Source organism: Streptomyces scopuliridis, assembly GCF_042790125.1.
GTDB lineage: Bacteria > Actinomycetota > Actinomycetes > Streptomycetales > Streptomycetaceae > Streptomyces > Streptomyces scopuliridis_A.
On the sequence record NZ_JBHTZS010000011.1, the window covers coordinates 208007 to 222720 of the forward strand.

Sequence of the window (14714 nt, forward strand, 5' to 3'; positions counted from 1 at the left end):
GCCGGACCGTCAGAAGGGCCGGTCGCCCGCGATGGCGACGCGCTCGGCCACCCGGCGGTGCGGAGCGTAGTCATTGACCGCGTAGTGCTGGGTGGCGCGGTTGTCCCAGAAGGCGATGTCCCCCGCCTGCCAGCGGAACCGCACCTGGTACTCGGGCACATGCGCCTGCTGGAACAGCAGCCGCAGCAGCCGGTCGCTCTCCGCACGCTCCAGCCCCACGATCCGGGTGGTGAAGGAGGTGTTGACGAACAGCATCCGCCGGCCGGTCTCGGGGTGGCGCCGTACGACGGGATGCTCGACGGGCGGGAACATCTCCTGGAACGGGGCCAGTTGTGCGGGCGAGGAGAACCGGGCGAAGCCCGGGACGAAATCGTGCACGGCGCGGGCGCCGTCGATACGGTCCTTGACGTCCCGGGGCAGGTTGTCGTACGCCGCCGCCATGTCGGCCCACATGGTGTCACCGCCGACCGGCGGCACCTCGCGCAGTTGCAGCACCGCGCCCAGCGCGGGCCGCTCGCGGAACGTCACGTCCGCATGCCAGACGTTCTCGAAGGTGGGCACCGCGCTCCGGTCGAACCGGACGACCTCCGGGGCGTCGCCGGTGGCCAGCAGCGGATTGGTCTCCAACTCGCCCCAGTGACGGGCGAAGGCGCGCTGCGCGTCCGACGACAGATGCTGCCCGCGGAAGAAGAGCACCTTCCACTCCAGCAGCGCCCGGTTGAGCTCCTCGCGTACGGCGGGGGCCGGCGGGAGGGACAGATCGAGCCCGCGGATCTCGGCGCCGATGATCCGCCCTTGCGGGACGACGTCGAAGAGTTCGTACGGCCGGTCCTCCCACTTCTCCGGGACGCGGCGCAGCGCACGCGGGCCTTCGTACAGGCCGTCGGCGGGGATGCGGTGATCACGCAGTGCGGGTGACGCGGGCGGTACGGAGGCGGCGGAGGGGGCGGTGGAGGGGGCGGCGATGGTCAACGGATCTCCTCTGGGAAGCGGCGGCGGACACCACACGGGGCGGTTCAGGGGAGGTACGGACCCGGAGCGGACGGACCCGGTGACGGCGACGGGCCGGTGGGCGCTACGGGTGGCGTCGCGGATCAGCGACAGGAACGGGCCGGGGGAGATCCCACCCGGCCGCGGCGACGCAGAAAGCTGAGGCCGCGGGGCGCGCACTCACCGTGGGGGCCGCTGTGGCGCGGCTCCGCTGCACGGAAGGTCGAGTACGTACCCATGGCAGGCACCGTACCTCAGATCGCCGTACGGAAGGCGGTGAGGAGCTGTCTGGTCCGGCGCGCGGACTCCGCGTGGGCCACCATCCGGTCCATGACCTGCATATGTTCGGTGACTTCGGCGTCCTGGTCGAGATAGAGGGCGCCGGTCAGATACTCGATGTACACCATGTCGGGCACTTCCGGCATATCAAAGCGGAACAGTACGAAAGGACTGTAGGTGCCGGGGTGATGGCCGGCGGCGAACTCGGCTATCTGGATCGTCACATTGGGCAGTTCCGTCGCCTCCAGCAGCCGGTCGATCTGTGCCCGCATGATCTCCGACGAGCCGACGGGTCTGCGCAGGACCGTTTCGTCCAGGACGACCCAGAGGGCCGGGGCATCGGTACGGGTCAGCAGCGCCTGGCGCCGCTTGCGCAGCGCGACATGGCGTTCGATCCTGCCGGGGTCGGTCATCCGGCCGAGGGCGCCGGCGGTGAGGACCTCGCGGGCGTACTCCTCGGTCTGGAGCAGCCCCGGCACGAAGTGCGGTTCGTAGGAGCGGATGGTCGTGGCCGCCTCTTCGAGGCTCACATAGCCGCTGAACCAGTCGGGGAGTATGTCGTGGAACCGCTGCCACCAGCCCGGTTCGTTCGCCTCGTCCGCCAGCCGCAGAAAGATCTCGGCCTCGTCGGCGGGCACACCGTAGGCGGGTAACAGGAGCTGCACGTAGGGGATCTTGAGCGCGACCTCGGCCGTCTCCATCCGGCGGACCGTGGCGGCGGTGACACGCAGCAGCTTGCCCGCCTGCTCCCGGCTCAGGCCCGCGCCCTCGCGCAGGGTCTGCAACTGCTTGCTGAGGACGAGTTGGCCGATCGTCGGCGCGGAGCGCGGCTCGCTCACGTCCCACCTCTACGCACCACAGCACCCCCCGAGCGCCACCGTTACACCGGGGCAGTCTGCCACAGCGATTCGCGCGGGGACATGGAAAATCTGACGGATCGTTCGGAACTCCGGGAGTGGTGTTCCGCGGCGCGCGAACCGGTCAGTGAGTGGGGAGCGTGAAGCCCAGTTCCTCGGCCGCCAGGGCGGGGGTGGGCTGCGACCAACGCTCCACGGCGTGCTCGGTACTGGACAGCGAGCGTGTCTCGGCGAGGTCGAGATAGAGGGTCCCGCCGAGATGATCCGTCTCGTGCTGGACGATACGGGCGGGCCACCCCGAGAACTCCTCGTCGAACTCCCGTCCCCGCTCGTCCTGCCCGCGCAGCCGTACCCGTGCATGCCGGACGACCACGGCCTGCCAGCCGGGGACGCTCAGGCAGCCTTCGAAGAACGCGGCCCGGCCGTCGCCGAGCGGCTCGTACGACGGGTTGACGAGCACACGGAACGGCTGTGGAACCCGGCCCCGCGCGGCGCGCACCTCGTCACTCACCTCGGCGGAGTCCTCGATGACCGCGAGCCGCAGGGGGATCCCCACCTGAGGCGCGGCCAGCCCGACGCCCGGCGCGGCATGCATCGTCTCGCGCATCACACGCACCAGGCGCTCCAGCCGGGCGTCCCCCAACTGCCCCTCGTACGGGGCCGCGGGGCGCCGCAGCACGGGGTCGCCCGCGGAGACGATGGGGAGCGGCGAGGTCCCGTCGAGCAGGGAGTCGACGAGATCGGTGAGTTCGGTGCGCGTCATGGCCTGCATGGCCCCACTGTCCCAGACTCCGGCTTTCGCGGACTCCGGGACGGGGGCTGCTCGCCGGGCACGAGGCCGCACCTGGTGTTCGGCGGCGGGCCCGGTGATTCCGTGATTCCGTCCGCCGTAGGCGAGAGTGGCGGCCGGCCCGCCCGGCATCCCGGGACGGGCCGAACCGCTCGGCTCAGGCCCTTCTACGGCTACGGTTGCTCTTCATCGCCGCTGCCGCGCACACCAGACCGAGCAGGATGGTCAGCGCGCCGATGACCGCGTTGGCCCAGATGATGCCCTTGTCCGGACCGCTGCCGACGATCCATGGCGCGATGATCAGCCACACACCCATGGCGCACATGGCCCAGCTGAGGCCGTACATCCGCTGCGGCATGACGGCGAAGCCCACCGCCAGCGCCATGAGTGCGATTCCCATGATCAGGTTGTGCACCGCCAGTGCCGGCTGGGTGGCCGTGAAGTGGATGATCCAGGGCGACAGGGCGCAGAACAGGCCGACGAGAAACACCGGTCCGTCCACCAGCGCCACGTCGCGTCCGCCAAGCATGCGGGCGTAGCGCTCCCGCATCTCCGGAACATCGGGGTGACCGGCCAGGTCCTGCCTCGTATGTGAGACGTCCTGCTGTGAGACGTCCCGCCTCGTGTGTGAGACGTCGGCCATACGACTCGCCTCCTTCGATTGCGCAAGTCAGACCGCGATGCGCGGCATCGAGCCGCAACAGAACCATTCTGCGCGCTTTGGCAGCTTTTGTGTAGCGGTGAGATAAGAAGAGAGAAATTTCTTTTACTTGTAAAACACATGCTAATCTTTTTTCCATGGCGAAGCACACCCCACGGGTCCGCCCGCTCCCGGTCAGGAGCACCGTCCGGCTGCGACGGCCGGTGGACAGCTGGCACAAGCCCGCGCTCAGTGCGGCGGTCGCGCTCGCCGTGCCGGATATGACGCTGCTGGCGCTGGGCCGGCTGGATCTGATCCTCTACACCTCGGCCGGGGCGATGTGCGCCCTCTACGCGCACGGTCTGCCGTACGCGGCCCGCGCCCGCACGCTGCCCCTGGTGGTCCTCGGCATGGTCGCGAGTCTCGGCGTCGCGCTGACGGCCGCCTCGCTGGTCACCTCGGCCGCCCTGCTGGTGCTCCTCGCCTCCCTGGTCGCCGCCGTCCACAAGATGGTCTGTGACGCGACCCGGACAGGTCCGCCGGGCAATCTGATCCTGACCTTCATCTCCGCCTCCGCGTTCTTCGTGCCGCAGAGTCCCGGGGAGATCCCCTTCCATCTCGCACTCGCGCTCGCCGGCGGAGCGGTGGCGTGGCTCATCTGTATGGCCCCCGGGCTGTTCCGGCCGCACGGTCCCGAACGGATCGCGGTGGCACGGGCGTTGGAGGCCGCCGCCGCGCTGTGGCGGGAGCGGCGGGCGGAGGCCGCGCTTCCGGCGGGACGTACCGTACGGGTGCATCCGGCCCGTGGGGCCGCGGCGGGTGCGGTCAATGCCGCCTGGCACACGCTCTTCCAGGTCCGGCGCCCCGACGCGACCCGCGCCGGGCTCGAACGGCTCCTCGTCCACGCGGAGTCGGCCCTCGCCTCGCCCGCCGCCGGCCGTACGGACTCCCCCGCCCGGGAAGCGGAACGGTGCGCCGAGCTGGCCCGTACGCTGCGCCGCGGCCGTGCCCTGCCGCGCATGGACCTGACGCCCGGTGAGGCACGCGAACTCTCCGGTGTCGCCGTCGAACGGCGGACGGTGCGGCAGCCGCGGCGGCTCGCGCCCCCGGACCGTCCCGGCGGCGTCCGCGCCGTCCTCGCGCGGCTGCGGCCCGGCTCGCCCCTGCTGCCGATCGGCGCCCGGGTGGCCACCGGCTGCGCGCTGGCGGGCTGGGTCTCGCTGGCCGCCGGGGTCGGGCACCCGTACTGGGCCGTGGTCACCGCGGCCTCGATCTATCAGGCCAACACCACCCTGTCCTGGCAGCGGGCCGTCCAGCGCGCCCTGGGCAATGTCCTGGGACTGGCCGTCTTCGTCGCGCTGCTGCCGCTGATCCGCACCGGCGCGCTCGCGATGGTGCTGCTCGCGCTGGCGTGCCAGGTGGGCGCGGAGGCCCTCATCACCCGTAACTACTGGCTCGGTTCGGTGTGCGTCACGCCCATGGCGCTGCTGCTGACGGAGTTCGGCACTGACCTGCCCGCCCGGACCCTGATCGCCGATCGCGGGGTGGACACCGTCGTCGGGGTGGCGATCGGTCTCGTCTGCTGTGTGCTGGTGACCAACCGCCGGGCCACCGACCGTATCGATCTCGCCCTCGCGCGGGTCACGGCGGCGGAGAGTGCGGCGCGGCGGTCGCTCGGCGCCGAGTCCGCCGGTACCGCAGCCGGGCCGTGTGAGACCGGGTGGGCGCGTGACCGGCTGGCGCACGCGCTCGTCGAGCTGCGCGAGGCCGTGGAGGTCGCCTCCGGTGAGTGGTGGCAGCGCGCGCTGCCCGCCGAGCGCGTCGCCGCCGCCGAGCGCGACGGCCACCGCACCCTCGCCCTGCTCGTCCGGCACACCGCACCGGCCGCGCCCGTACTGTAGGCGGCGCCGGAACCGGAACAGAGGAGCGTACCCGTGGCCGAGGACATCGTCGCAGGCGTGATGCGGCAGTGGCAGCAGGTACTGCCGGAACTGGACACCGCCCCGATGGCGGTGATCGGGCGGCTCAACCGCTGTTCCGCGCTCCTCCAGCAGGCCGCCGACGCGCCCCTCCGGCGGCAGGGGCTGACCCGGCCCGAGTTCGACATCCTGGGGACCCTGCGCCGTACGGACCAGGAGCTGACCCCGGGCCGGATCGCCCGGGAGACCTTCGCCTCCGGGGCGGCCGTGACCAAGCGGCTGCGTCAGCTGGAGGAGCGGGGACTGATCGCCCGGCGGCCGGACGACCGGGACCGCCGGGTCACACATCTGTCGCTGACCGACGCGGGACGTGAGCTGCTCGACCGGCTGCTGCCCGAGCAGCTGGGGTACGAGGCGGCCCTGCTGGAGGGACTCGGCGCCCGGAATCAGGAGCGGCTGGCGGGCTCGCTGGGCGAGTTGCTGGTGCTGCTGGAGGGACGGCTCGGGAGCCTGCTCGACTCTTGACGGGGCTCGCCACGGGGAAGGCCGTAGCGGACACGCCGACCCGCAGAGAGGACCCGTCCCGTGGCCGTCGAGGATTTCCCGCGCCATCCCCTGCTCTTCGGACCGAGCCCGGTCCACCGGCTGGACCGGCTGACCGAGTTCCTCGGCGGCGCCCGCGTCTGGGCCAAGCGCGAGGACTGCAACTCCGGTCTCGCGTACGGCGGGAACAAGACGCGCAAGCTGGAGTACATCGTCCCCGACGTGCTGGCCCAGGGCGCGGACACGCTCGTGTCGATCGGGGGGTACCAGTCGAACCACACGCGGCAGGTGGCCGCCGTCGCCGCTCATCTGGGGCTCAAGGCCCGGCTCGTCCAGGAGAAGTGGGTCGACTGGCCCGACCCGGTGAACGACAAGGTGGGCAATATCCTGCTGTCCCGTGTCATGGGCGCCGATGTCCGGCTCGTCCCTGCGGGGTTCGGGATCGGGATCAAGGACTCCTGGCAGCGGGCGCTGGACGAGGTACGGGCCGAGGGCGGCGTGCCGTACCCGATCCCGGCCGGGGCCTCCGAACACCCGCTCGGCGGGCTGGGGTTCGCGAACTGGGCGTACGAGGTGGCGCGCCAGGAGGCCGAGCACGGCGTCTTCTTCGACACGATCGTCGTCTGCAGCGTCACGGGCTCCACCCAGGCCGGGATGATCGCCGGGTTCGCGGGCCAGGACCGCCCGCGGCGGGTGATCGGCATCGACGCCTCCGCCAGGATCGACGAGACCCGCGAGCAGGTCGAGCGCATCGCCCGGCACACCGCCGGTCTGATCGGCCTCCGGCGCGAGTTGCGCGATGACGAGATCAGCGTCCTCGAAGGGTGGGCGGGCGACCGCTACGGCGTCCCGGTGGAATCGACGCTGGAGGCGATCCGGCTCACCGGCCGGCTGGAGGGGATGATCATCGACCCGGTGTACGAGGGCAAGTCCATGGCCGGGCTGATCGATCTGGTGCGTACGGGCGAGATCGGCGAGGACTCGACGGTGCTGTACGCGCACCTGGGCGGCCAGCCCGCGCTCAACGCCTACAGCGGCGCCTTCGACTGACAGTGTGACCGCGTGACCGCGTGATGCGGCCCCGTCAGCCGAGGAACGCCGCCACGACCACCAGCCCCGGCACCGACAGCATCGTGGACAGCAGAATCGATTCGCGGGCCAGCCGCTCGGCGACGCGGTAGCGGGAGGCGTACGTATAGAGGTTCTGCGCGGCGGGCAGGGCGGAGGTCACCACGACAGCGAGCAGGGCCGCGCCGTGCAGCCCGAACACCAGGGCCCCGAGCGCCCAGGCCACCAGCGGCTGGCCCGCGGACTTCAGGACCGCGGACAGCAGCACGGGCCGGCGGTCGGGGCCACGGCCCGGCAGGGCGCTGCCGTACAGCGAGATGCCGAACGCCAGCAGCACCGCGGGGACGGACATATTGCCGATCAGGATCAGCGGATCCAGCACCGGTCCCGGCACCGTCACCCCCGTCGCCGCCACCGCGACACCGCACAGCGAACTGGCCGCGACCGGGTTGCGCAGCGGCGTCGTCACCCGCTGCCACACCGGTCGTTTCTCGCCGGAGCCCGAGAGATCGAGCACCGTCAGAGCGATCGGGGTGACCACGATCTGCTGGAAGAGGAGTACCGGCGCCACCAGTGAGGCGTCGCCGAGGACATACACGGCGATCGGGATGCCCAGATTCCCGGCGTTGACATAGCTGGAGCAGAGCGCGCCGATCGTAGTGGCCCCCACGTCCCACCGGCGTATGAGCGCGACCGCCACGAACACCCCGGCGGCGACGGCCGTACTGAGCGCGGTGATCAGCAGTCCGCTGGAGAGGACCACCGACAGATCGGCCTGCGCGAGCGTCGTGAACAGCAGTGCGGGCGTGGCCACATGGAAGGCGAGTTTGGTGAGCACCTCGCGCCCGTTGTCCCCGAGATATCTGCGCCGTCCAATCAGATAGCCGACACCGATGACGACCGCGATGACGCCGAATCCGGTCAGTACTCCACGCACCGCGGGCCCCCGTCGGTGGAGAGGGCAGGCGTCGGTAGCGGTACGGATAGATGCGTCATGCATCCAACCTTCCCGGGGAACATCACCCGGGGTCAACGTGATCTCGCGCACCGAGACCGGGTCCTGGCGCACGGAGCGTTCCACCACTCGGGTGAAAGCCCCGATCGCTGCCCCCGGCTCGATGCTCAGGACGCCACGACCGCCGAGAATCAGGCCCCGCGCCCTGTCCGACCGGCAGGACCCAACCGACGACGCGGCCATGGTTACGGAGTCCACGGTGGATGCAACCTTCTCGCTGATCCTGATTCTTCTCTTCCTCTGGAGCCTGTTCTCTCAGCGGCTGGCACGCGTCGAACTCACCGCCCCGGTGGCTTTCGTACTGCTGGGCCTGCTGCTGGGCAAGGGGATCGGGGTACTGGACCTGGCCCCGTCGCCGGAGATCGTGCGCACACTCGCCGAGGTGACGCTGGCCTGGGTGCTCTTCACCGATGCCGCACGGCTGTCCTTCCGGGCCCTGCGCCCCGAACTCGGCCTGTACGCACGCCTTCTGCTGCTCGGCCTGCCGATGTGCATCGGTCTCGGCACCCTGCTGGCCATGGGACTGCTCCCCGGCGTGACGGGATGGGCCGCGCTGTATGTCGCCGCCGCGCTCGCTCCGACGGACGCCGCGCTCGGCGCCACGATGATGGTCGATCCGGCCGTGCCCGCGAGGGTTCGCCGGCTCATCAACGTCGAGAGCGGCCTGAACGACGGTATCGCCACCCCGTTCGTCGTACTGGCCCTGGCCGGAGTGGCCGCGGCCGGGAGTACGGCTCACACGCTGACCTCCGGTGGCGCCCTCGTGGAACTCGCCATCGGCCTGGTCTACGGCACGGCGCTCGGGCTGGTCGCCGGATGGCTGCTGCGCTACGCCCTGCGCAAGGGCTGGGCCACCGAGGACGTCGCCGGGTCCGGTGTCCTGGCACTGGCCCTCCTCAGCTACACCTCGTCCATCGCGATCGGTGGCAACGGCTTCATCGCCGCCTTTCTCGCCGGCCTGGCCTTCGGATCGACGCACGGCGCCCCACAGCGCGTGCTGTTGTTCGTCGAGCAGACCGCCTCGCTGTTCTCCGTGCTGGTGTGGCTCCTCTTCGGTGCCGTACTGCTGCCGGCCGCCTTCGATCACCTCACCTGGCAGGCGGGGCTCTACGCGGTACTGAGCCTGACGGTGCTGCGCATGGTGCCCGTGGCGCTGTCCCTGACCGGGAGCGGTCTGGACAGGAGAACCGTCCTGTTCGTGGGCTGGTTCGGCCCACGCGGGCTGGCATCCGTCATCTTCGGTCTGCTGGCGGTCGAGGAACTCGCCCCGCCGGCCTGGCAGATGATCGTCCCCGTGGTCGCCTGCACCGTGCTGCTCAGCGTGCTCGCCCACGGCGTCACCTCCGCCCCGCTCGCCCAGCGCTACGGAAAGGCGGTAGCCGGCACCGGCGCGCCCTCGGCAGGCCCGGCCGGGGAGGATCTGCCCGTTCGCGGGATGAGGGCGGACACCATCAGTGGCCGCCGTCGCGGTGGGCGGGACGGGCGTACGTGACCGGGCCACGCGTGGGCAGCCTTCATTCGTGAAGGGCGAAGGAGGGAGTGACGGATGATCGGTGAACCGGACCCCGTCCCGGGCGCGGGGCCCGTAGTACGCACCGAGTACGGCCGGGTGCGCGGCCGGATCGAGCGCGGGGTCGCCGTCTTCCGCGGTATCCCGTACGCGGCGGCGCCCGTCGGCCCGTACCGCTTCCGCCCGCCGGCCCCGCCCGCGCCGTGGGACGGTGTCCGTGACACCTCCGCCTTCGGGCCGACCGCCCCGAAGCTGCCCTACGCCCCGCCGCTGGACCGGCTGCTGCCCGATCCGTCCGTGCCGGGGGACGACTGTCTGAACCTCAATGTGTGGACCCCCGATCCCGGCGGCGCCGGGCTGCCCGTCATGGTGTGGATCCACGGCGGCTCGCTGCGGCACGGCTCATCGGCCGTTCCCACGTACGACGGCGCCGCGTTCGCCCGGGACGGCGTGGTCCTCGTATCGCTGAACTACCGGCTCGGCGTCGAGGGGTTCGGGATGTTCCCCGACGCGCCCGCCAACCTGGGGCTGCGGGACCAGCTCGCGGCGCTCGCCTGGGTACGGCGGAACGTGGCGGCCTTCGGGGGTGATCCCGGACTGGTCACGGTCTTCGGCGAATCCGCCGGGGCGTTCTCCGTCGCCGGGATCCTGGCCTCGCCGCTCTCCGCCGGTCTGCTGCGGCGGGCCGTGCTCCAGAGCGGCGTCCCGTCCGCCGTCACCCCGGCCAGGGCCCGGCGCACCACCCGGCGCACCGCCCGGCGGCTGGGGGTTCCGGCCACGGCGGCGGCTCTCGCCGGGGTGGACCGCGACCGGCTGCTGCGCGCGCAGCGCGAGGCGACGGCCGGCAGTCCACTGCTCGGTGGCGCGAGCTTCGATCTCGTGGTGGACGGCGAGGTGCTGCCCCACGCCCCGGCCGCCGCGCTGGCGGCGGGGCAGGGCGCGGAGATCGGTCTGCTGATGGGGACCACCTCGGAGGAGTACCGGCTGTGGTTCATACCCGGCGGTGCGCTCGACCGGATCGGTCCGGTCACGCTGCGGCTGGCCATGGCCCGGTTCCGGGTACGGGCCCGGACGGCGGCGGTGTACCGGGCCAACCGGCCGGACGCGTCGCCCGGGGAGCTGCTCGGCGCGCTCGCCACCGACCGGCTGCTGCGGATCCCCCTCACCCGGCTCGCCGACGTGCGCCGTGATGCCCCGGCCGCCACGTACTTCTACGAGTTCGGCTGGCCCTCGCCGGTCCGGCAACTCGGCGCGTGCCATGCCCTGGAGATCGGCTTCGTCTTCGACACCCTGCGGGAGCCGGCCACGGTCTCGCTCACCGGCACCGGGGCGCCGCAGTCCCTCGCGGACACCATGCACGCCGACTGGGTGCGCTTCGCGGCCACCGGCGATCCGGGCTGGCCCGCCTGGGACGCCTCGCGCCCGGTGATGACATACGGCCCCGGCGCCCCCGAGGTCGTGCACGCCCCGCGGGACGACGAACGCCGCGCCTGGGACTGACGGAAGGCGGCGGCGTCGAGGGGACGGCCGGCCCCTCCGCGTGGGTACCAAGGGGGCCGGCTCGTCGCGTCGTTGTGCGGGCCGGGGTGCGCCGGGCAGCGCAGAACGGTCGGCGCGGTGCCGTCAGCGCCGTGCCGTCAGCGCAGTGCGGTCAGCGCGCCGCTGTCGAAGGGCACCAGTTCGTCCGTCCGTCCCTCGATCGTCTTCGCCGCCCACTCGGGATCGGCCAGCAGCGCGCGCCCGACGGCGACCAGGTCGAACTCGTCCCGCTCCAGCCGGTCCAGCAGCGGTTCGATACCCGCGACGCCCTTCACCTTGCCCTGCTCGACGGCCTCCAGGAACACGCTGTCCAGTCCGACGGAGCCCACGGTGATGGTGGGCCGGCCCGTCAGCTTCTTCGCCCACCCGGCGAGATTCAGCTCCGAGCCCTCGAACTCCGGCTCCCAGTACCGGCGTGTCGAGGCATGGAAGACATCGGCGCCCGCCTCGGCCAGCGGGGTGAGCAGACGTTCCAGCTCTTCGGGAGTCTCGGTCACCTTGGCGGTGTAGTGGTGCGCCTTCCACTGGGACAGCCGGAAGATGATCGGGAAGGACGCGGACACCGCGGCCCGCGTCGCCGCCACGATCTCGGTGGCGAAGCGGAGCCGGGACGCCTCGTCGCCGCCGTAGGCGTCGGCGCGCCGGTTCGTACGGGACCAGAGGAACCGGTCGATGAGATAGCCGTGCGCTCCGTGCAGCTCGATACCGTCGAACCCGAGGCGCTCGGCATCGGCCGCCGCGGCGGCGAAGGCCGCGACGACGTCGTCGATCTCGGCGAGACTCATGGCCCGGCCCTCCGGATTGCCGTCCAGCCCCAGCCCCGAGGGGCTGACCGCCGTCGCCACGGACGCGTCGTCGGTCACCCGGCCGGTGCCCTCCTGCCAGAGCTGCGGAACGATCCGGCCGCCGGCGCGGTGTACGGCGTCGACGACCCGGGCCCAGCCGGCGAGCGCGTCCTCCCCGTAGAAGCGCGGGATCCGCTCCTCGCGCCCGGAGTAGGGGTGGTCGACATGGGTCCCCTCCGTGATGATCAGCCCCACACCGCCGGCCGCCCGGCGCGCGTAGTACTCCGCCACATCGGCGCCGGGGACACCGCCGGGCGAGAAGTTACGGGTCATGGGCGCCATGGCGATCCGGTTCGGCAGGACCAGGTCCCCGATGCTGAAGGGACGGGAGAGGATCTGTCCCGCCCTGCTCGCCCGCTCGTTCGGGGTGGCTGATGTCGCCGATGCCGTCGATGTCACGGATGGTCTCCCTCGGAAGGCTGGAGAGTGGTCAATCACTCCCCGCGCTCAACGAGGTGGGTCCGGAGCGTATTCCCCTTGGCCGGAAGCTCACCGGGGAGTGGTGTCCGCGGCCGGGCCGGAGAGGGTGCGCGCCCACGGGGCGTCGACCGCCGCCACGTCGAGGGCGGCGAGTACGTTCCCGAGCATGCCGTCCGCGAAGAACCCGCGGATCCGTTCGTCGGAGGCGAGGGACGCCGCCCGTACGTACTCCACCTGCCTCGCGTAGCAGTCGCGCACGGCCGCGCGGATCGCCGGCTCGCTCGCCGCGCCGTTGGCCTGGAGCAGCACCATCACCAAGTCCCTTTCCTCCACGGCCAGTCCACGGAAGGACGACGCCATGGTGGTGAGCACCTCCGCCGGATCGGTGCTCTCCGCCGACGCCAGACAGCGTGACATCCGCTCGCGCATCAGCCATCCGCAGTGGTTGATCAGCGCGATGAACAGGGCTTCCTTGTGCGGGAAGAGCCGGTAGAGATAGGCCTGTGAGATACCGGCGGCCTCGGCGACCTCGGTGGTGCTCGTCCCGTAGTAGCCCCGAGCCGCGAAGGCGTGCATGGCCGTGCGCAGCACCGTCTCGCGACGCTCGTCCGCGGTCGACAACCGGCGTCTTCCCGAGGGTGGCATGTGAGTAACCAATCACTCTTTTGTCGACACTGTCAACGAGTCGGCAGTGTCAACGAGTCGACGGTGCCGGCGCATCGTGCCCGGCGAGACCCAGCAGGACGCCCGCGGTCAGGGCGACCCGGTCGGGGAGGTCGGCGACGATGACATGTTCGTGCCGCGCGTGCGCCCCGTCACCGGTGGCGCCCATGCCGCAGAGGACCGGGCGGCCGAGCGCGGCGACGAAGTTGGCGTCGCTGCTGCCGCCGACGAACAGCTCCGCCAGAGGCGCCCGGATGCGGGTCGCGACAGCGTCGGCCAGCGCGAAGAGCCGGCGTCCGGCGGGGCCGGGCAGCATCGGCGGACGGTTCCAGCCGCCGTCGACCGTGACGGTGACCCGGGGATCGGTGGCGGCGAGACCGGCCAGGACCCGCTCCATCCGGGCGGTCTCCTCCTCCGTGGCCACCCGGACGTCGATGAGGGCGCTCGCCTCGCCCGCGATGACGTTACGGGCCGTACCGCCGCTGATCCGGCCGACGTTGACGGTCGTCCCGCGCGCCGGGGCGGCGGCGTCGACGAGGGCGCGGATGACATCGGCGAGTCCGTGGATGGCGCTGGCGCCCTTGGCCGGGTCGAGTCCTGCGTGGGCCTCGACGCCCTTCGCCGTGATGGTGAAGATACCGACGCCCTTGCGGCCCGCCTTGATGCCCCACTCGCCGCCGGGTTCGAGCACCAGCGTGGCCGCCGCGCCCTCGGTGGCCCGTTCGATGAACGGCCGGGAGACGGCGCTGCCGGTCTCCTCGTCGCCGTTGAACACGAAACGTACGGTGGGCCGCGGCAGGCCGAGCGCGTGGAGGGCGCGCAGGGCCCACATCCCTTGCGCCAGACCGGCCTTCATGTCGAAGGCCCCGGGGCCCGAGGCCGTGCCGTCCGTTACGGTGAACGGCCAGCCGGCGATCGTCCCGGCCGGCCACACGGTGTCGTAGTGGCCGATCACCGTGACCAGAGGGGCGGCGCCGGTGGCGGTCGCGGCGCCGGGGTGTGTCGTGGTGCCGGGGTATTCGGCCTCGATGACATCGCCGAGTCCGGGATGGCGGTGTCGTACCGTACGGCCCGGCTCGCCCAGCCGCTCGGAGAGCAGTTCCAGGAGCAGTCCGGCGGTGGCGTCGAGGAGCGGCTTGTCGTCGCTGGGCGACTCCTGTTCGACCAGCCGGCGCAGATCGGCGAGGTAGCCGTCCCGGTGGCCCTGGTCATGGCACCACGACGCGATACGGGACAGGGCGGCGCCGTCGGGTTCGCGTTCGGGTTCGGGTTCGCGTTCCGATTCGCGTTCGGACATGTGCTCCCTCTTCATTCGATCTCCCCGCGCCCACAGGCACATTGGTCCGCCATCAGACGTGAGAGAGTACGCGGCGGTCAATGGCGCGCCCGGCACGTCCCCGGCTCGGCGAAGGCGTCGACGGATTCCTCTCCCGGGTGACGAACGGGCACCGCACGATCGGGTGAATATCGCCTGGCGGGGATTGCCGGGCGCCCGGGCCCCGATACGTGGCGAGGCCGCCCGTCGGCCCGGCCACAGCACGCTTCCGGGGAATTCCTCCGGCCTCGGTGACGGTTCTCGCGACGCGCCGGAAGGGAGAAGGTCGCACCGGCCCGGTGAAAGCAACGCCATGCTGCT

At 71.8% G+C, this 14714-nt stretch carries 13 protein-coding genes; 5 read left to right on the forward strand and 8 right to left on the reverse strand.

Going from position 1 to position 14714, the window contains the following annotated elements:
• Positions 1–9: 9 nt before the first annotated feature.
• From ACFRKB_RS19495 to ACFRKB_RS19510, 4 genes are all read right to left on the reverse strand, one after another.
• Complete coding sequence (locus tag ACFRKB_RS19495) at positions 10–972, reverse strand: TauD/TfdA dioxygenase family protein (RefSeq protein WP_383107231.1); 963 nt, start codon at positions 970–972, stop codon at positions 10–12.
• Between the two features lie 272 nt (positions 973–1244).
• The gene (locus tag ACFRKB_RS19500) at positions 1245–2108 is read right to left on the reverse strand and encodes a helix-turn-helix domain-containing protein (RefSeq protein WP_383107232.1); all 864 of its coding nucleotides are present in this window, start codon (positions 2106–2108) and stop codon (positions 1245–1247) included.
• Between the two features lie 142 nt (positions 2109–2250).
• Positions 2251–2889 (reverse strand): peptide deformylase, encoded by a 639-nt coding sequence (def, locus tag ACFRKB_RS19505; protein WP_383107348.1) that lies wholly within the window; start codon positions 2887–2889, stop codon positions 2251–2253.
• Positions 2890–3073: 184 nt separating this feature from the next.
• A complete protein-coding gene (locus ACFRKB_RS19510; protein ID WP_383107234.1) occupies positions 3074–3559 on the reverse strand; it encodes an SPW repeat protein in 486 nt (161 codons plus the stop codon).
• A gap of 155 nt (positions 3560–3714) precedes the next feature.
• Between ACFRKB_RS19510 and ACFRKB_RS19515 the strand changes: the two genes are divergently transcribed.
• The 3 genes from ACFRKB_RS19515 to ACFRKB_RS19525 are packed head-to-tail and all read left to right on the forward strand — an operon-like array spanning position 3715 to position 7068.
• The gene (locus ACFRKB_RS19515) at positions 3715–5457 is read left to right on the forward strand and encodes an FUSC family protein (protein WP_383107236.1); all 1743 of its coding nucleotides are present in this window, start codon (positions 3715–3717) and stop codon (positions 5455–5457) included.
• 33 nt (positions 5458–5490) lie between these two features.
• Positions 5491–6000 (forward strand): MarR family winged helix-turn-helix transcriptional regulator, encoded by a 510-nt coding sequence (locus ACFRKB_RS19520; protein ID WP_383107237.1) that lies wholly within the window; start codon positions 5491–5493, stop codon positions 5998–6000.
• A gap of 60 nt (positions 6001–6060) precedes the next feature.
• Positions 6061–7068, forward strand: coding sequence for a 1-aminocyclopropane-1-carboxylate deaminase (locus ACFRKB_RS19525; RefSeq protein ID WP_383107238.1), 1008 nt, complete (start codon positions 6061–6063; stop codon positions 7066–7068).
• Positions 7069–7102: 34 nt separating this feature from the next.
• Here ACFRKB_RS19525 and ACFRKB_RS19530 read toward each other — a convergent pair whose 3' ends face one another.
• Positions 7103–8023 carry an AEC family transporter gene (locus tag ACFRKB_RS19530; RefSeq protein ID WP_383107240.1) on the reverse strand — a complete coding sequence of 307 codons (921 nt, stop codon included), beginning with the start codon at positions 8021–8023 and terminating at the stop codon, positions 7103–7105.
• 277 nt (positions 8024–8300) lie between these two features.
• Here ACFRKB_RS19530 and ACFRKB_RS19535 point away from each other — a divergent pair, with 277 nt between their 5' ends.
• The gene (locus ACFRKB_RS19535; protein ID WP_383107241.1) at positions 8301–9593 is read left to right on the forward strand and encodes a cation:proton antiporter domain-containing protein; all 1293 of its coding nucleotides are present in this window, start codon (positions 8301–8303) and stop codon (positions 9591–9593) included.
• Positions 9594–9647: 54 nt separating this feature from the next.
• On the forward strand, positions 9648–11111 hold the full coding sequence (locus ACFRKB_RS19540) for a carboxylesterase/lipase family protein (protein ID WP_383107242.1): 1464 nt from the start codon (positions 9648–9650) through the stop codon (positions 11109–11111).
• A gap of 137 nt (positions 11112–11248) precedes the next feature.
• Here the strand turns inward: ACFRKB_RS19540 and ACFRKB_RS19545 are convergent, their stop codons facing one another.
• From ACFRKB_RS19545 to ACFRKB_RS19555, 3 genes are all read right to left on the reverse strand, one after another.
• Entirely contained in the window at positions 11249–12394 is a 1146-nt protein-coding gene (locus tag ACFRKB_RS19545; RefSeq protein WP_383107243.1) for an NADH:flavin oxidoreductase, read from the reverse strand.
• Between the two features lie 90 nt (positions 12395–12484).
• Positions 12485–13036, reverse strand: coding sequence for a TetR/AcrR family transcriptional regulator (locus ACFRKB_RS19550; RefSeq protein ID WP_383107245.1), 552 nt, complete (start codon positions 13034–13036; stop codon positions 12485–12487).
• A gap of 73 nt (positions 13037–13109) precedes the next feature.
• Positions 13110–14375 carry a M20 family metallopeptidase gene (locus tag ACFRKB_RS19555; RefSeq protein ID WP_383107246.1) on the reverse strand — a complete coding sequence of 422 codons (1266 nt, stop codon included), beginning with the start codon at positions 14373–14375 and terminating at the stop codon, positions 13110–13112.
• Between the last annotated feature and the right edge of the window lie 339 nt (positions 14376–14714).

What these genes read in the sequence shown, in the direction of transcription:
- def (WP_383107348.1), bottom strand. Translation starts at nt 2,889, where the DNA reads ATGACGCGCACCGAACTCACCGATCTCGTCGACTCCCTGCTCGACGGG.
- ACFRKB_RS19510 (WP_383107234.1), bottom strand. Translation starts at nt 3,559, where the DNA reads ATGGCCGACGTCTCACACACGAGGCGGGACGTCTCACAGCAGGACGTC.
- ACFRKB_RS19515 (WP_383107236.1), top strand. Translation starts at nt 3,715, where the DNA reads ATGGCGAAGCACACCCCACGGGTCCGCCCGCTCCCGGTCAGGAGCACC.
- ACFRKB_RS19540 (WP_383107242.1), top strand. Translation starts at nt 9,648, where the DNA reads ATGATCGGTGAACCGGACCCCGTCCCGGGCGCGGGGCCCGTAGTACGC.
- ACFRKB_RS19555 (WP_383107246.1), bottom strand. Translation starts at nt 14,375, where the DNA reads ATGTCCGAACGCGAATCGGAACGCGAACCCGAACCCGAACGCGAACCC.